A 19433-nucleotide genomic window follows, 5' to 3' on the forward strand; every position below is an offset into this window, starting at 1 on the left:
AAACCAATCTAAACTTTACTAATTTAAAGTTCAAATTGGTTTTTAAATTAAAATGGAATAAACAATTTATTATTGATAAACTCTTACGTAATCAATAATCATTTTTTGTGGGAAAACGGTTTCATTGTTTGGCTCACCTGGCAGATTACCACCAACAGCAAGATTCAGTAGCATATAAAAAGGCTTATTAAAAACCCATTCTCCTTTAACATCTTTTGGGGTAATTTGGTTATACAAAACATCATCAACATACCAGTTGATATAATTTTCCCCCCATTCAATTCCGAAAATGTGGAAATCGTTATCAAATCTATCATTAGGCAAGGTGTACTTTTTTGATATTCCTTCACCAGCTGAATAACCTGGTCCGTGAACAGTACCAAACACTTGGGTTGGTTTACTACCTATGTACTCCATAATATCAATCTCACCGCAATTTGGCCAAAGCACATTACCTTCTTCATAATTAGGTTTTGTACTATCACAAAAAACGTTTTTATTGTTGTCAAGTGATTGAGCTTCGCAAAAATTGCTTCCTAACATCCAAAATGCGGGAAACAATCCTTTACCTAGAGGCATTTTAATTCTAGCTTCAAAGCGACCATATTTTTTCTCAAATAAATTTCGGGTTTTAAGTCTGGCAGAGGTGTAACTAGCACCTTCATAATCTTCTTTAACAGCTGTAATTATCAAATAACCATCTTTAACTACAGCATTTTCTGGTCTTTTTGTATAAAATTGCATTTCCCTGTTACCCCAACCATCATTTAATGGACCTCTACCCTCATCAAAACTCCAAATTAACGGATCTGGAGCACCATTTGTATTAAAATCTTCACTCATTACTAATTGTGTTTTGGTAACAACTTTTTGCTTTTCATCGGTTGAACAACTAAACATTACAAAAAACACACCTGGAATAAGGAAGAAGGACTTCATAACTATATTATTATTTTTATACATATTATATTATTTTAAATTAATTATATTTTATTTTTATTCTTTATAGAAATACATATTATCCATATAAAGAGTTTTTACTTTAGATGATTTTATATTTTCAATGATTATTACACTTACACCTGTCTTATCTAGATTTGCTATATCTGATCTTGGTCTAATTGGAACTTTTATTGTTGCCCATACTCCTGCTTTAAATTCAGTATCTTTAAATACAACTGGAGCTCTTGCATCTAATTGATAACTTTGACCAATGCGATTTTGTTGAAAAGTATTAGGCAAGGTACTTTCATTCTTAAATGTTAGAAGAAGATCAATATCAGTAGGCAACTCAAGCATTAAGATATCAACACTAAAATGTGTCATCTCCGAAATATCTATAGGATTCTTTAGGCTAGTACCAACAAAATTAAATTCGGTATAATTTAATACATTCTGGCTGTTTATAACTGTTAAACCGCCTTCCGTTGTTTGGTATGGCTGCCAATATCCGTTATAAAAATTTATGGGTATATTAGTATATTTGTCACTAAATACTGAAATCACTTTACTTTGAGGTAAAATAGGGTCCGAAGCAACAGGAAATATTCCAGGAACTTTAACCGTTAGAGAACCAACTGCACTAACCCCCGCAACAGAACCTGTTATTTTTGATTCACCCACACCAACAATGTTTACAATACCTGAATCACTTACTGTAGCAACATTAGTATCAGATGAAACAAAAGAAAAATAGGATGGTGCGGTTGTTACTTTTTGATCTGCCCCAGAGGCCATGTTAAATGTTGTTGATAACGAATAATCAGCCATACTAAAACTATCTTTTAAGAATTTGGTTACTACTTTGTCTTGACCATCTGAAATTTTTGGTCTTGCATTTGCAATTGTTCCTAATTTTTCAAACTTAAGTTCGTCAATCCAAAATGTATAAGCCTTATTATTTGTATCTGATGTACCAGCAGCGTATCTAAACATCCCCGTTTCATTTTTTAATTTTGAAGCATCCGGGATAGGGATAATATATTTTACCCAAGCTGTTCCAAGACTGACATTTTTTATAGTGGTAATATGCTTATTTGGATAAAAATCCTCACCAAAACCAAATTCTAAATTAGTAACACCATGTGGTGAAGCTTTTGCCCAAAAAGTAAGTGCATCATAGCCTGATAAATCACGACCACCACCATCTATCCTAAAAATTCCTCCAGCATAATTACCATCTGGATTAATTGCATTAGGAACATCAAAACGCATAGAAGCATTTCCTTTGTAGCTAACTTTTTGGTCAACTGACCAAGCTGTAAATTTAGAACCTGGAGGATTATCTGGCCCTGGCCCGTAAGGAAAGTAAAAATCAGTTCCCATACCAACTGGGCTATCCGTAAAAATTTCTGCTAAATTTGAGTTTTTAACTCCTTGTAAATTCTCATCGTCGGTTTGACAGCCAAAAACGAATAGAAAACTCAAAAGACACAAACCTATCTTATTAAATTTAATTATTGAGTATTTTTTCATGTTTCTTTATTTTAAATTCATTATCGCTAGAGCAACCAAGCAGTATAAAACACACCTACAAAAAGGTAACATTTTAGGACTATATTGTTATTCATCTTAAATTATTTATAAATTTTGAATTTACCTATTAATAAAAATAGATGTTATCGACTAAAAAAGATGCTCCATTACTTGAAACAAAAATAACAAAGCCTATATTATTTCGATTTAATAAACCCTTACCACCACCACCAGTTCCTAACGTAAATTCATTTAAAGGTATATCTAAACTAACCCATTTATCTTGAACTAATTTGTTAGATAAATTATAGCCACCAGCCGAATCATTGCTCCATGAGGGATTATTATCAATATTATCAGAACCAAAGTCTTTTAACTCTAGTATTAGGTTAGATGCAGCAGCGTTTTTTAGTTGAATATCTAAATGTAACATAGTCTTACTAGATACATTAACTGTTCCCTTCCAAGCTAAACCAACATAATCTATAGACTGATAACTCAAATGTTGATTATCACTAAATGTCTGAGAAGAAATTTTACTTGTTTTTGGACCAGCAAAAAATCCAGGATCAAATTCAGTTACTCCTGTGTAAAAATCACTATATATGGAATTTACACTAGGTTGAGGTAGTGAAGGGTTTGTCGCATTTACAAATGCAGCACCTGCATTAATTTTAAGAGAACCAATTGCTACTATATTATTTAAACTTGCAGTAATTGTTGCAGTACCAATACCAACGACCGTTACAACTCCTAATTCATCAACTGTAGCTATTTTATTATCAGATGATATAAATGTAAAGTAAGATGGTGCTACATTTACTGTTTGATTTAGACCAGAAGCTAAATTATATGTTTGAGTTAAACCTGTTATCGTTATTTTTGAGCCGATATAACTAAGCTGAACATCATCAACTCCCCCCATTATTTTAGATCTTGGGTTTCCAATTGTTCCTAATTTTTCAAATTTAAGCTCATCAATCCAAAACGTATACCCTTTCTTATTAGTTCCTTCAGAACCAGCAGCGTATCTAAACATACCTTTTTCATTTACTAACTTTGAAGCATCCGGTATTGGTATAATATATTTTGTCCATGACGTTTCTAGGCTAACATTTGTCAATGTAGTAATGTATTTGTTTGGGTAAAAATCTTCACCAAAACCAAATTCTGCGTTAGTAACACCTTGTGAAGCTTTTGCCCAAAAAGTAAGCGCATCATAGCCTGATAAATCACGACCACCCCCATCTATCTTAAAAATTCCTCCAGCATAATTACCATCAGGGTCATTTGCATTAGGAACGTCAAAACGCATAGATGCATTCCCTTTGTAACTTTCGCTTTGGTCAACTGTCCAAGCCGTAAATTTAGAACCTATAGAATTATCCGGACCTGGTCCGTAAGGAAAATAAAAATTGGTTCCCATACCAACTGGGCTATCCGTAAAAATTTCTGCTAAATTTGAGTTTTTAACTCCTTTCAAATCGGAATCGTCTGTTTGACATCCTAAAATAAGTAGTAAACCCATAAGGGCAAAACTCACTTTTTTTGAACTAAAAATTGAATATGTTTTCATTTTTTTATTAGATGTATATTAATTACCAATGTTTATTTGAAGATAGGTTCTGATTTCCCATTCTTGACCATTGCCAAACCCAACTGGACTCAATGTAGGCACTGCAGGATACGTATTTGCCGGCACGAAAGTTGGTGAATATCTTGGTGAATATTGATCTAAAGAACGCCAAGTTCCTCTGAAACCAATTCTAGTTCCCGGTAGCACAAACCAATCTTGCTTACCAATACCAAAAGAAATATCAGTCATTAATTGAAGTGGGAAAGTTAAATTAAAATCTCTATGGTAATCAAATGGACCCCAGTCATTTAGTTTTAATGAATGATTAACTTTAACCTTTTTATAATTCAATCGAACGTCAGTTCCAAAACGTTTAATTGTTCTTGCATCGCTTCCGTTTCCTTGTGATGGTCCACCATAGACTGTGGTAATTATTCCTAAATCAGGACTAAGCTTAGACACAACTCTTAAATTAGCTTCCCATAAATCTTTTGCAGGAGCGGCTCCTTCAAAAGCAAAAGCAGTTCTATTAGCTAAAAAACCAATTGAAGCATCTTGTGTGGTAGAAAAATGACGGAAAACAAAACCTGCACTAATAGCTAACTTAGCATCTTCTGAACGGTCATTGTCCCACTCATACATCCAAGTTCCTGGAGTAGTATCAAATGTTAATAATAATTCCGCTGCTATTTGTTTTCTATTACCTCTAACGATAAATGGATCAGTCACAATATTTCTTGCTCTACCACCCACAGCGTCAGTTGTAACAGGTCCTTCGATAGGTTCTTGCCATAAAAAATTAGGTGCGATTTGTAGTTTACCAATAGTATACGTTGCTCCAGTTAAAAAGTTGTATTGATTACCGCTTCCACTGTCTTTTAATCTCCAACCGGTAAACGTTTGTGTTTGATCTCCAGTTGCACCACCTGCAACCAATCCTTGTGCTGCAGCTTGTGCATACCAATTAAATTTTCCACCAGTATAAGTGATTTTTGTCTTTCCCCCAAAATTGTCTTTAGATTCAATCTTTTTGGTAAAAGCTTGATTGCCTCGTACAACATCATATTCTCTACCGTTAAGGGGCTGTCCAGCCCAAATACCTCCTAAATCAAAACTAAACTTGCCTATTTTTCTGTTGGCATGTAAAGTAAATCGTCTTGTTTTTGGTTGAGGTATAGCGATAGATGTATTTGCAAATCCCTGTTGTTCTAAATCTTCATGAAAAACTCCAGTTAAATCAATATTTTTGATTTTTTTAGTGTATTTAAGTAACAATGCAGGGTTGGCTCCCCACCATAATTGAGGTCCAAAAGCCAATTTTAATCCATTAAATTCTTTTTTACCTTCTACTTCCATGCCAAAAGGAGCTAAACCATTATATGTGTCAATGTTAGGACCATAATTAGCCTCAGGATATAAGCCAAAGAAATCCCCTTCATACCCCCAATGGTAGTGTCCCGTTCTATAAAATGCATTTAAATTGAATAATTTTTCATCCCATTTAACATTCGCTCTATATACTTGTACACGGTTATTATCGCTTAAATTTACGGTACTATTGTCATTACCTTTTAAAAGTACTGGACCGCCTCTGTTTTCATAGAATATTTGATCAATTGGATTGAGTGCAACGTTACCTAAAATATTAAAATCAACATTAGCTGTCATGTTAGAAGCGGGACTTCCTTCAACGCCAATAAAATAGGATTGCATGTGATCGAAACCAAGTTGATTTGGTGTTGCTGTACTATTTGGTTCTGCATTAGAAGGAGTTGTTATAAGATTACCACCAGTATTAAAAGTGGTAAACTCTGCCGCTAATCTAGAGAATTTAATTTTCCCACCTTTTTGACTGTCTAATGCCGATTTATCACCTCTAGCTTTTAGAGAGGCATCCATGATTTGAATTTTATTGAAGAAATTATCTACATCAGCTACTGATTTTCCATTGGTATAAGGATTAAACTGATGAACGTCTTTTAAAATATAATAAGCAGTTCTTGGATATAACTGATAATTACCATTTGCATTTGTTGTTCCTTTTGCACAAATACCAAACCACTCTTCATTCATATTGTTTTCCCCTTCTACAAAGTCAAATGCATATCCTCCATTAGACCAAGAAGCATTAGTGTCGTGAAGATCTAAATATTTTGTTTGTCCAAATTTCCACCATCCATCGCTAAATTGAAATGTAAAACCTCCTAATGAATTTCCTGCTTTTCCTAGACCTGCGGCATTTTCATATATCTCTTTCCAATTCCCTTTTAAAATTGCTGCTTGCCCGTTTTGATCTTCTTGGCTAGAAACTGCGTTAAAAGCATCTGAACCAAATTCAGAAAATAATACTGGTTTTCCGTATTCCTTTTTTACCCTCTCGAAAAGATCTCCAAAAGAAATTCCTCTATATACATTCACACCCAAAATATCAACATCTGGGCAATCTTTTGCTATAATATCTAAAAACAATAAATCTCCATTACAAATTGCTACAGGATGTGACTTATCGATAGACTTCATTGCAACTGCACCTTCATTAAACAATTTATACATGTATTCAGCACGTTTTGTAGACTTTCTATCTTTTACAGGGATATTCTCAGTTTCAGCCCCGTCCCAAAACAAACCATAGTTATTTTCGTTTCCTAACAAAAACAATAACAAACCTTTTGTGTCTTTATATTCTTGAGCCATTTGTTTTACTTCTTTTAAAAGTAATTGACGGGTTTTAGCATCTGCATATTCGGTAGTTGGCACCCAAGCACCATCAATGGTTAAACCGTAACGACCAAAAGAATGATTTAACATAGTGTAAATACCATAATTAGCATAAACATATTCAATCCATTTTTTTGGCATACCACTGTATACTCTTATAACATTTACACCCATATTTTTAAGCAATGACATTTCATCATCTAAAGCTTGTTTTATAACACTCTCTGATTGATTCCATAAACTGTAAGAATAATTTGTACCAATAGGAAAGTAATCCCAGTTCATACCGTTTATCATTAAGTCATTTCCATTAACTTTTAGTTTTATTCCTTCTGCATTTTTATCTACAGCAACCTTATCGGCTTGAGAATAGATTGAAAATGCACAAAAAGAAAAGATTAGTAAAAAAATATTTTTTTTCATATTAAATAATTAGTTAAAAATTAAAATCAAAAATTCTTTTTTTTGATTTAAAAATAGTTGTTTGTAATTTATTTGGATGTAAAATCCGTAACTTAGATTGCTTATTTCATTGGAATACTAATTTTAAATTCATAATTCTTTGGTTTGATTAAATATTTTTGTTTGAATTTCAAAATTATATATTACAAATGATAATTAAATAAAAACCGCCTCTACAAAAAGCATACAACAACAAAAAAAGCTAAAATAATTTTACATATCACAAAAAAAGACTGTAAACACTATCGATTTAGGAATTTTAAAAAGAGTATTTTGTAAAAAAAAAGCAAAATAAATGGTTCACTACAAGGTTATTGTTGAGGTAATGTATAGTTAAATTAAATGTTTATGTATAGTACTATATAGATAGGATATACTCAACAAGACCTTTTTCATGCGGTAAATCCATCTTTTTACGCAAACGATATCTTTTTATTTCAACACTTCGTACTGAAATACCCAATAAAGGAGCAATTTCCTTAGACGAAAGATTCACTCTAAGATACGCACAAAGTCTTAAATCATTAGGCGTTAAGTTAGTATGTGCGTCCTTAACCTTCTTCAAAAAGTCTTTATCAGCATTATCAAAAGCTTCTTTAAAAACTTTCCAAGAATCTTCCTCTGAAATGTTTTTTGTAATATTTGTAATTACAGATTTAATACTTCTACTAGAATTCTCGGAAGATGAATTTTTTAAATCCTCTTTTATTAATGACAACAATTCGTTTTTATTTATTAAACTCATGTTAGTAACCGCCAATTCTCTGTTTTTTATATCAACATCATTAGCCAATTGTTCATTTCGCATTTTCATTAATTGTTGATCATTTTCAAGTTCTTTAATCTCTAATAAAAGATTATTTTCTTCAATTAATTTTTCTTCTTGTTTTTGGTAATATACCTTGTATGACTTATTAATATAATGCGCTAGAATTAATAAAAGTAATAAATAAATAATAATAGCTAAATTAGTTAAATACCATGGCTTAAGAATCGTGAAAGTATAAGTCGCAATATTCTCAGGAATTGAATTCGCAATTTTTGCTCTAACTTTAAAAGTGTAAGTTCCGTAAGGAAGGTTCTTAAAATTAACATTTGATTTAGCATTCCATTCGCTCCATTCATTTTGAAATCCTTCTAATAAATACTGGTATTCTGAATTAATATATTTATTGTATTGAGGAACGGTATAACTAATTGTAATATTATTTTCATCATGACTAAAGCTCCCTTCTTCTAGAATCGAACAATTAGTAAATTGTTCGTTTAATTTATTAATTGAAATATTTGAAATGGAAACACTATAATTTTTAAAACTTAAGTCGTTAATATTTAAAGTATAGTATCCGTCAGAAGTGCCAATTAAATATACTGAATTAGAAAGGCGAGTGATATTTTCATAGCCTAACATCGAATTTGTTAACTTAGAAGGAATAGGTATTGAATTTTTTTTCAAATCAGTAACTAACTTATTTAGAGAAAAATAATAAATATAATGTTTAGAGAACAACCAAATTTTTGAAGCATTATCACTAATTAATTTACCAGAAGTATATTCATCATTTTCAAAAACAGTACTTAAAGTATTATCTTTCTGAAATTGGTTGGTTTTATTATTCAGCTTAAAAATTCCATCCTTATAGGCATAATAAATAATGTTATTAAATTTAACTAAACTAGAATTTTTTCCTTTTTTAGGACTAGAATAGGATTTTGTTTTCCTTACTTTTAGTAAATTATTGTCTAATTGTAAACGGAAAATTCCTTTATACTCATGACTTACATAGACTTCGTTGTTTTTTAGAATTTCAAAATATTTAGTAGAATAATCAAACCCAAAGATTTTGTTTCGATAAACCCATTGGTTATTTCTTTTCTGTAAAACAATTAAACCATTATAACAACCCATTAACAAAAGATTTTTATTATGAGGAACAGTTTCAGATTTCCAAGTACCTATTTGTGAAAAAATCTTAGTAGCAACTCCATTTTCAACCACAAAAGCTCCTGAATCATGATTACAAAAAACATTTCCACCATGTTCTGATAAAGACCAAACTTGTCCTTTGGTTCCAGCAATAAATTTAAAATATTCATTTGTATCATAGGTTTTATAGAACAAGCCTTGATTAGTGCCTATATATAATTTGTTTTGGTGCAAAAGCGAAGCATACACTGTTCCAAATATTCCTGTATTATCAACAAAACTTTTAACTGGTGATTTTAAATTGACACAATTTATTCCGTTATCTAAACCAATCCAAAGATTTTTATCGGTATCTTCAAACAATGACAAAACAGTATTGTTACTTAATCCGTTACTCTGAGTGATATGGTATTTTAATTTTCCGTTACTATTTAAAATAATTATACCATTAGAAACAGTACCAAGCACAAAACTACCATCTGTTAAAATTTGGCTACTGTAAATATTACTAGTCGAAAATTCTGAATCTGCATCAGTAGTAAATTTAGATAAAGTACCATTAATAAGTTTATAAAAACCATTCCATTCGGTTTGAATTATAAGACCGTCCTCTATAGAAAAAACATTTACAATTCGATTATTTAGTAAAATTGGATTATTAGAAACCAATTTAGATTTACCATTTTCAATTTCAAAAAGACCTTCATTATAAGTTTGAAAATAAATAGAACTGATGGTACTATAAGACTTAAAAATACTGTTTTTTGGAGAAATTATATTAAAACTACCTGTTTTGGTATCATAAATATAAATTCTATTTAAAGACTGAAAAACTACCCATTGATCATAATTTAATATATTCCAAAACTGTTCATCATCAAGAATTTGACTTTTAATTTTAGAACTCAATGAAGTGTATTTTAGTAACCCGTTTACTTGTTTGGTCCAAAAACCAAACTCCATGTAACAACCAGTATATATTTTTTTATCTATAACTTTTACAGATCGCAAAATAGTTTCGTTAGGAGATGGAAACAAAGTCCAACTAGAACCATTAAATTCCAGCAAGCCATCATTATTAGCAAAATAAACAAAATTATTTTTATCTTGAGAAATCATCCAATTCTGATTACCAGCCCCGTAAGTAACTGGACTGTATTTTAAAATTGGCGGAAGCTCTTGCGAAAAACACAAAATTGGGAATAATAAAAAAACTATAGCTAAAAAGTGTGGTATTTTAATTTTCAACATTTTTAAAAGAATATTATTTACATTAATATATAAAAGTATTACAAAAAAAAGTATTAACAAAAAAAGCACGTTCTTTTAAAACGTGCTTTTATAAAAAATCAAATAAAATTATTTTTTCACAACTCTTGAAGAGGCAACTTTACCATCTACAGTAGTTTTTACAACATAAACTCCAGCTTGTAAACTAGATATATCTAATGTTGTAGCTTGTGTATTAGGATTTCTTACTAAAATTTCTTGTCCTAAAACATTGTGAAGTGATACTCTTTCGATGATATTTTTTGCTTCAATCGTTACTCTACCAGTAGTTGGATTAGGATGCATTTTAACACCTACAGTTGCGAAACTTTTTGTTCCTAAGGTAGAATTGTATAAATAAAAATTATCAATATAAATAGGACCTTTTAAATTGGAAATAATAACCGCTTGTTTAATATCAGATTTACCAAATCCTGCTTTAAGAGGGATGTCAATTGTAACCCATCTTCCAGATTCAATAACTGGATTTGTACCAACACTTTGAAAGTTATAAACATGAGTAGGAGTAACTTCTGCTGCAGTTCCAGCAAAATCAATTAATTTTACATTAAACACTTTACCATCTAAATTAGCCTCTTCAACCCAAAAATCCATATGCCAACGATCCATGTTAGTAGCATTAATAGGACTACCTTGAAAATCTATACCAATAAAATCGGCTAATTTTAGTTTTTTTGTGTCATCACCAGCTATTTGAACATCAGATGAAGTTCCCGAACTCCAACCTGTAGGCCATTCATTGATGGCTATATTAGTGTATAAATTACTGAAAATTGATGCTACACCACTTGCATTTTGTAATTGAGGTTTTGGAGCTGCTGTTGCTGGAACTGGATCTATAACTGGAACAATAACCGCTTTTTCAGCAGTGATATTATCTACATATAAAGTAAGTGCAACAGGTGGACTTTTGAAGTTAGTATTATCATCTTTCCAATTAGGGAAAAATACAAATTTAGAATATTCTCCGTTTGCAGTACCAGTAAAGTCTCTACCCTCAGTGAATGTGAAAGTTAATGTTTGCCATTGGCCAGGAGTTGTATAAGCTTTTGATGCTCCAGCATTTGGACCAGTTCCTTGCTCAACTTTACACATCAAAGTAAAAGCAACTGAAGAGTAAACATCAACTTTAACGGTTTTATCAGTTGTTACTTTAATTTTACTATTTTGTGGCAGAAGTGATTCACCTTGCCACACTTGTGAACCTCCTGCTGCACTTACTTCTAGTTTTAAAACATTCAAATTAGTACCTCCAGACGCTGGGTCTGTTGTTATAGAACTCTTTAACCCTCCAAAGCCATTTTCTAATTTGTAATTGGTTGGGTCTTCAAAATTCTCAATGACCACTTGTTGTGCGAATCCTAATGAAGTTATCATTAGAGCAATTAAAATTGTAATTTTTTTCATAATATTTTGATTTAATGTGAATACCAAAGTTATGATTGATTACTAGTAAATCCATAAAAAACTACTATACAAAAACTATACATTACAAATTAAACTTTCTACACTTCAAAAACCCTCTGTTTACAATACTTATAATGCTTTACTAAAACGTAATAGTTAGCAAAAATAAGCAAATAAATCAAAAATGATGTGGTAATGTATAGGTGAATTACTTAAATTGTATAGTCATTAACTCCCAAATAAATCTAGAATTCGATAAAAAAATTAATATTTTAATCTGAAATCAATAAAAATAGTACCAATTAATTGTATCCAATACAAAAATAAAAAAAGGAAATACTTATAACATAATATACAATAGAGAGGCATATAATATCGATTCTCATTTTATAATTAATTATCTTTGCATACATTCCATTTTACCAATGATTACAAAAGACATTTCTACTTTAGAACCCAAAAAAAATATTATTATTAAAGGCGCTCAAGTGCATAACTTGAAGAATCTTGATGTAGCGATACCTCGAAACAAATTAGTAGTAATAACCGGACTTTCTGGCTCTGGGAAATCAAGCTTAGCATTTGACACTTTATATGCTGAAGGACAACGTCGTTATGTAGAAAGTTTATCCTCATATGCACGACAATTTTTAGGACGATTAGACAAGCCTAAAGTTGAATACATTAAAGGGATTGCCCCTGCAATTGCAATTGAACAAAAAGTAAACACGACAAATGCCCGTTCTACTGTAGGAACATCTACAGAAATTTACGACTATTTAAAATTACTTTTTGCTAGAATTGGTAAAACCTATTCTCCTGTATCGAGTCAGGAAGTAAAAAAAAATACCGTAACTGATGTTGTAAATGTTGTAAAATCATTAGAAATAGACAGCAAATGGTTACTCCTATCTCCTATTCATTTAGAAGAAGGCAGAAAATTAGAAGACAAACTAAAAGTACTCCTACAACAAGGATTTGCTAGAATATTAGTGAATGGTGAAATGGTTCGTTTAGACCAAATTGATCAACACATTCTGGACAATAAAGATGTTTTGTTAATCATTGATAGAATCGTAATAAATCCCGAAACATCGGGAGAAGAAGAATTTTATAACCGTTTGTCAGATGCAGTTCAAACTGCTTATTTTGAAGGAAAAGGCATTTGTTATCTTCAGCAATTAGATTCAGAAAAAAAAATCGCTTTCAATACTAATTTCGAATTAGATGGCATCACTTTTTTAGAACCCAATGTACATCTTTTTAGTTTTAATAATCCGTATGGTGCCTGTCCTATTTGCGAAGGATACGGAAACATTATTGGAATTGATGAAGAATTAGTGATTCCTAATACTGCATTATCTATTTATGAGAACGCTATTTATGCCTGGCGAGGCGATAGTGTAGGATGGTACAGAGATGAGTTGATTAATAACGCGTACAAGTTTGATTTTCCTATTCATAAACCTTATTTTCAATTTACCGAAGAGCAAAAAGAGATTCTTTGGAAAGGAAATAGCTATTTTACAGGATTGAATGATTTTTTTAAAGAATTAGAAGAAAAAAATTATAAAATCCAAAATAGAGTCATGCTTTCTAGATATAGAGGAAAAACGAAATGCTATTCCTGCAAAGGAAAACGCCTTCGTGTTGAGGCTTCTTATGTTAAAATTGGAGGAAAAACGGTTTCTGACTTGGTCGATTTACCTATAAAAAAACTAGTCGTCTTTTTTAAGGAATTGAAATTAAACGAATTCGATCAAAAAGTAGCCAAGCGCCTATTAATTGAAATCAATAACCGATTGAATTTCTTAGTCGAAGTAGGATTAGATTATCTTACATTAAACAGAAATTCAGCTACACTTTCTGGAGGCGAATCGCAACGTATTAATTTAGCAACTTCATTGGGAAGCAGTTTGGTAGGATCGATGTATATTTTAGACGAACCCAGTATAGGTTTGCATCCAAAAGATACCGAACGTCTTATAAAAGTATTATTATCTTTAAGAGATTTGGGCAATACGGTAATAGTAGTAGAGCACGATGAAGACATCATGAAAGCGGCCGATATGATAATTGACATTGGTCCTGAAGCGGGAACTCTTGGCGGAAATTTAGTAGCGCAAGGAACATTTTCTGAGATATTACAATCAAAATCCTTGACAGCTCAGTATTTAAATGGCGATTTAAAAATTGATGTACCAAGAACTAGAAGAAAATGGGGAGCTTACATAGAAATTCTAGGGGCTAGAGAAAACAATTTGCAAAATGTAGACGTTAAATTTCCTTTAGAAGTGCTAACAGTAATTACGGGTGTTTCTGGAAGCGGAAAAAGCACTTTAGTAAAGAAAATTCTATTTCCTGCTATGCAAAAAAAGTTAGATGGAGTTGCTGAAAAAGCAGGTCAGTTTACCGAAATGAGAGGTTACTACCACAAAATTCAGCATATAGAATACGTAGACCAAAATCCAATAGGAAGAAGTTCTCGTTCTAATCCAGTAACTTATATCAAGGCTTATGACGATATCAGAGAGCTGTTTTCAAAAGAAAAATTATCAAAAATTAGAGGCTACCAACCCAAACATTTTTCCTTTAATGTCGATGGAGGTCGTTGCGAAACCTGCAACGGAGAAGGTTCAATAAATGTTGAAATGGTTTTTATGGCCGATGTTTCTTTGCCATGCGATACTTGTAATGGAAAGCGCTTTAAAAAAGAAGTTCTCGAAATTTATTTCGAGGGCAAAAACATCGATGATATTTTAACAATGACCATTGACGATGCTATTACCTTTTTTACAAACTCCAAACAAACCAAGATTTCTCAAAAACTACAACCATTGCAAGATGTAGGTTTGGGTTATGTGCAGTTAGGACAATCATCATCAACGTTATCTGGTGGCGAAGCACAGCGAATAAAACTGGCTTCATTTCTTCTAAAAGGTAGCATCAAAGAGAAAGCCTTATTTGTTTTTGACGAACCAACAACAGGATTGCATTTTCATGATATAAAAAAATTACTCACTTCATTTGATGCATTAATTGACAAAGGCCACTCTATTGTTGTAATTGAACACAATTTAGATTTGATTAAAAGTGCCGACTGGATTATTGACATTGGACCTGAGGGTGGAGAAAATGGTGGAAATATTTTAGCTGTAGGAACTCCTGAAGATATAATTGCAAATAAAAATTCAATTACGGGTTCGTTTCTGAAAGAAAAATTATAAGTATTAATTTTCTTCCTGTTCTTCTTGTTCGTATACAATATTAAACACAAATACTTTTAAATAACGGGTATCATTGCTTTCATAAGAATAGGTAATGATGTTTTTACGAGGATCTAAAACAACTTTTCCTCTTGCATCTTTAGAACGAATGACCCATGTAGAAATGTCGTTTTCATCAACACTAACTGAGATTATAGAGCCATGAAAAACACGTACTATAGAGTCATCGTTTAAACTAATTGAAATATAACCATTCCCTTTTGAATTTAACTCCCGAATTACAATAACTGAGTTTTCAAATTCAGAATCTTTCGGGTCATACACTTGCTTTTCTTCATTCCAAGTATAAAAAACCCTACTACTAGAGTTGTACTTTGACTGCGTATTTATCTTTACTGGAACTTGTTGTTGTGCAAAAGTGTTTCCAAAAAAGAAAAGCAATACTACTTGACTAATTAAATTCTTCATAATTCCTCAGGTTATTTTTCAAAAATACAAAATTGACTTTAAAAAAAAATAGCCTAAATTAAAATTTATCAAATAATTGATTTTCAAATAATTAAAATTATTTTTAATTAAATTATTAAAATAATACATATAATTCAAGATTTTGGCATACTACTTGAAAATAGTATATAAACAAGCCGAAACGAATTCAGCTTTTAATTTTTAATACTATTGATTATGAAATGAGCATAACCTAAAATTGGCCACAAACACCAATGAAGATATGCGAATTACATATGACCATAGAAAAACAAAAAATATCTACATATGACAAAAATTACCCTTTTAGTAGCTGCCATTTTACTTTTTGGAAATGCAGCGAAAGCATCAGAAATAATCAATTATTCTGATGAAAGAACAAATAGCATTTTTAATCTGAATGACCCTATTGAGTTTACAGAAAGAGGAATTACTTTTTATGTATTTCCTAACGGAGAATTCGATTTTAATACTGTGCAAAGCCAAGGAAACGCTTCCTATTATAGACGTGGTAGAAATATTGATATAGGAGCTCCTGGAGTTAGAAATTTTTATGCTTCACCAAACAATGTTGTTCGAATTGAGCATGATGCCATGGGAAGAATTCGCAGAATAGGTAATGTATTTGTGAATTATGACTATCTAAACAGAATTAAAAGAATCGGAACTATATATATGTCGTACAATCGTTTTGCGTTAGATCAAGTTGGCGGTTTAAGAATCATTTACAACAAAAGAGGTCAAATTATAAATACATTTGGTAGTGTAAATGGGTGTCAATCTAACTACTATTACAATAGTCATTATCAAAATGAATACAATAGTGATACTTTTTCTGAAAATGAAAATAATGATCAAATGTATTATAGAAAAAGAAATTCAAATAGTGATTCCAAAGGAGAATAGCTTAAAAATCACTATTTATTCCTCCCGTTTATAAAATTATAGACGGGATTTTTATTTACTTTTTAACTTCTCTAAATATTTATCTATAAAATCATTGATTTCAACTGAAATAACAAGTTTATAATTAATAAATACATATAAGAGTGTTATTAAAACTGACTTTAAAATAATATTAATTAAAGGATGAAAAGTGAAATCCCAAAAATAAAAAACTAAAAAAACAATACTAATGGTTCCGAAAGATTTTAAAGTATTTACTGTAAAAGGAAACAAATTCATTTTCTTGACTACAAACAATAGTTTTATGGTATTGTAAACCATCACAGAAATTAAAGTAGCCCAAGCAGCTCCTAAAATACCATAAGGAGGAATTAATAGCATATTCAATCCAATCATCATAAATACCAACAATAATCCAAATAAAAGAACTGTTCGATAGTATTTTGTATTTAAAATAATTGCATTGTTATTCCCTAAAATTACATCATAGAATTTGGTCAGACCAATAATAAAAACTACTCCAATTCCGCCTTCATATTCGCCTGGAATTAACTCATACAACTCTTTAATGTTTAAAAAAATACCCAGCATAACCAAACCTCCAAAGACTTGTAAATTCAAAGCGCTTTTCTTATACAACTCATTCAATTCGTCATGCTTGTTTTCGTTCATTAGCCGAGCGGTAATGGGATAAATAATTTGAAGCATCGCTCTACTTGGCACTGCAATAACTGTAGCTATAAAAATGGCTACAGAATACAAAGCATTATCACTAATATTTCTATAGGAAGGAATCATTACTTTATCAAAATCCATCAACAAAACCGCTACACTTCCTGATAAAATAATGAAAAAAGAATACCCGAAAATTTCTTTAACATTATGGGGCATTTTAAAGGTTAAAACTGGCATTTTCACATACCATGCATAACTTTTCATAGCTAAGAATTGGAGCAAATAAGCACCTAAAAGGGCATAAATAAACGCATCTTTAGTAAGCCAATTCCAGTAAACCGAAAACAACAAAATCAATATCGTTACACGAACAAAAACTTCACTGATAAAATTTCCCACAACCGATTGCATATGCACTTTAACCCAAGCATAATAAACTTCAAAATAGCCCATACATATTCCTATGACTGGAATAAGCCAAAGAAAAGGCTTAATTTCAGGATTTTCTCTTAAAATAAAAAAAGCAATCTGATCGTAAAAAAAATAGGTGATTGTTGAAATAGGAATAATCAAAAAAAGTGGCATTACTAACATAAAACTCAAAAAGTGTTCTCGATCTACTTCTGAAGTGTATTTAGAATAAAAACGAATCATCGTGTTCTGAACGCCAAAAGCCATTAAAGGCATCATAATATTAGAGGCCGATAACAAAAAAGCAACCATACCATAATGGGTTTTTCCCAAGAAATTAGTATACAAAAAAAGAGCGTTTATAGCTCCTATTCCAAAACCAAAATAGGTAATAACGGTATTCTTAATTGACTGGTTTAAAACTATTCCCAATTTTGTTATGAGTTATAAGTTATGAGTTATGAGTTAACTCGTAAAAAATTATTGAATCAATTTAGCTAATTTTTCGGTTAAATTTTTTCTAGAATACTGCTGTAAACCAACAGCATTCGATTTTAATTTCCCTTCTAAAAATTGATGGTAATAATTCAAAATTACACTTTTTAGTTTGTCTTTCTCCCCATAATCAAAGAAAACTCCAGTATTGGTTGTTGTCATGATTTCGGCAAAATCAGAACCTCTTGGTCCAATGGCAAGTATTGGTCTTTCTGAAACCATATACTCGAATAATTTTCCAGGAATAATACTCATGGTATCCTTTGAATTGATTTCTATTAATAATAAAACCTGGGACTTTCTTTGATGTGCAATAGCTTCTTGGTGAGAAACATACCCTAAATAATTTATAAATTCATTTAAGTTGTAACGCTGTAAGGTATCTAAAATCTCTTGGCTAACTGTTCCTATAAGTTTTAGCTGAAAATGATTAGAAAAATCAGAAACCTCCTTTACCAACTCAGAAAGAACTTGCCAAAGAATGATAGGATTTCTTTCTGATAATAGGGAACCAATATGTGCTAAAGTAAATTTTTCATCTAAAGATTGAGGTTCCACTTTTTCAACATCAAAACCGTTTGTTATTACTTCAATTGGTTTATTTGTAATTGCTTGAAACTCTATTTTAGTAGTATTACTGGTTACAATGATAGTATCAGCTGTGTTTAAAACTATTTTCTCTAACGTTTTATGTTTCTTTTTTGAATAATCAGATAATCGAAGTGCTTTATGATACCCTATAGTGGTCCAAGGATCTCTAAAATCAGCAATCCATTTAATTGTTAGATTTTTTTTAAGATGTAAACCTATAAGATGTAAACTGTGTGGCGGACCCGAAGTAATAATTGTTTCAATATTGTTCTCCTGAATGTATTTTTCCAAAAAGCGAACAGATGGTTTTACCCATAAAACTCTTGCATCTGGAATAAAAAGATTGCCTCTAATCCAAATCAACAGCTGCTCTAAACGAGTTTGCTTTCTAGCGTTTGGAATTATTCCTGAACTTATTTTCTTAGTCTTATTTTTTGAAAATACAGATGCTAAGCCATAAGGTTCTAAAATCTTCTTCTTAATGATAATTGCCTTATCAGATACCTCATTCATCAAACCTTCATCAATAATTGGATATGTTGGATTTTCAGGAATATAAACAATGGGCTGAATACCAAAATCGGGCAAATACTTAACAAATTTCAACCATCGCTGCACACCCGGACCTCCAGCTGGCGGAAAATAATAAGTTATAATTAAGATTTTTTTTAATTCCAAAGTTTAAAGTTTAAAAATCTGGTTCTAATGGAAATATGGTGAATATTCATTTTTTTACCATTAAAATTTTTAAGAAAAATGCAAAACTTAATTATCTTAAATACCTTAA

General features: G+C 31.1%; 11 protein-coding genes. 2 read left to right on the forward strand and 9 right to left on the reverse strand.

Features of this window, described 5'->3' with window-relative positions; translation table 11 throughout:
- Positions 1-69: 69 nt before the first annotated feature.
- From ACFQ0S_RS09835 to ACFQ0S_RS09860, 6 genes are all read right to left on the reverse strand, one after another.
- Positions 70-963 carry a glycoside hydrolase family 16 protein gene (locus ACFQ0S_RS09835; protein ID WP_379757048.1) on the reverse strand — a complete coding sequence of 298 codons (894 nt, stop codon included), beginning with the start codon at positions 961-963 and terminating at the stop codon, positions 70-72.
- Positions 964-996: 33 nt separating this feature from the next.
- The gene (locus ACFQ0S_RS09840; protein ID WP_379757045.1) at positions 997-2475 is read right to left on the reverse strand and encodes a glycosyl hydrolase family 16; all 1479 of its coding nucleotides are present in this window, start codon (positions 2473-2475) and stop codon (positions 997-999) included.
- Between the two features lie 127 nt (positions 2476-2602).
- Positions 2603-4051, reverse strand: a complete 1449-nt coding sequence (locus ACFQ0S_RS09845; RefSeq protein ID WP_379757042.1) for an Ig-like domain-containing protein — start codon at positions 4049-4051, stop codon at positions 2603-2605.
- Positions 4052-4069: 18 nt separating this feature from the next.
- The gene (locus ACFQ0S_RS09850; protein WP_379757039.1) at positions 4070-7192 is read right to left on the reverse strand and encodes a glycosidase; all 3123 of its coding nucleotides are present in this window, start codon (positions 7190-7192) and stop codon (positions 4070-4072) included.
- Between the two features lie 397 nt (positions 7193-7589).
- Positions 7590-10409 (reverse strand): helix-turn-helix and ligand-binding sensor domain-containing protein, encoded by a 2820-nt coding sequence (locus ACFQ0S_RS09855; protein WP_379757036.1) that lies wholly within the window; start codon positions 10407-10409, stop codon positions 7590-7592.
- 108 nt (positions 10410-10517) lie between these two features.
- Positions 10518-11855, reverse strand: coding sequence for a T9SS type A sorting domain-containing protein (locus ACFQ0S_RS09860; protein WP_379757033.1), 1338 nt, complete (start codon positions 11853-11855; stop codon positions 10518-10520).
- 425 nt (positions 11856-12280) lie between these two features.
- Here ACFQ0S_RS09860 and uvrA point away from each other — a divergent pair, with 425 nt between their 5' ends.
- Positions 12281-15082: an excinuclease ABC subunit UvrA gene (gene uvrA, locus ACFQ0S_RS09865; RefSeq protein WP_379757030.1), complete on the forward strand. Its 2802-nt coding sequence runs from the start codon at positions 12281-12283 to the stop codon at positions 15080-15082.
- Positions 15083-15085: 3 nt separating this feature from the next.
- Here the strand turns inward: uvrA and ACFQ0S_RS09870 are convergent, their stop codons facing one another.
- Positions 15086-15550 carry a hypothetical protein gene (locus ACFQ0S_RS09870; protein WP_379757026.1) on the reverse strand — a complete coding sequence of 155 codons (465 nt, stop codon included), beginning with the start codon at positions 15548-15550 and terminating at the stop codon, positions 15086-15088.
- Positions 15551-15856: 306 nt separating this feature from the next.
- Between ACFQ0S_RS09870 and ACFQ0S_RS09875 the strand changes: the two genes are divergently transcribed.
- Positions 15857-16474, forward strand: a complete 618-nt coding sequence (locus tag ACFQ0S_RS09875) for a hypothetical protein (RefSeq protein WP_379757023.1) — start codon at positions 15857-15859, stop codon at positions 16472-16474.
- Between the two features lie 51 nt (positions 16475-16525).
- Here ACFQ0S_RS09875 and ACFQ0S_RS09880 read toward each other — a convergent pair whose 3' ends face one another.
- Positions 16526-17992, reverse strand: a complete 1467-nt coding sequence (locus ACFQ0S_RS09880) for an oligosaccharide flippase family protein (RefSeq protein WP_379757020.1) — start codon at positions 17990-17992, stop codon at positions 16526-16528.
- Positions 17993-18040: 48 nt separating this feature from the next.
- The gene (locus tag ACFQ0S_RS09885; RefSeq protein ID WP_379757017.1) at positions 18041-19324 is read right to left on the reverse strand and encodes a glycosyltransferase family 4 protein; all 1284 of its coding nucleotides are present in this window, start codon (positions 19322-19324) and stop codon (positions 18041-18043) included.
- Between the last annotated feature and the right edge of the window lie 109 nt (positions 19325-19433).

The organism is Flavobacterium myungsuense (genome assembly GCF_042677265.1).
In the GTDB taxonomy this organism is placed as follows: Bacteria; Bacteroidota; Bacteroidia; order Flavobacteriales; family Flavobacteriaceae; genus Flavobacterium; species Flavobacterium myungsuense.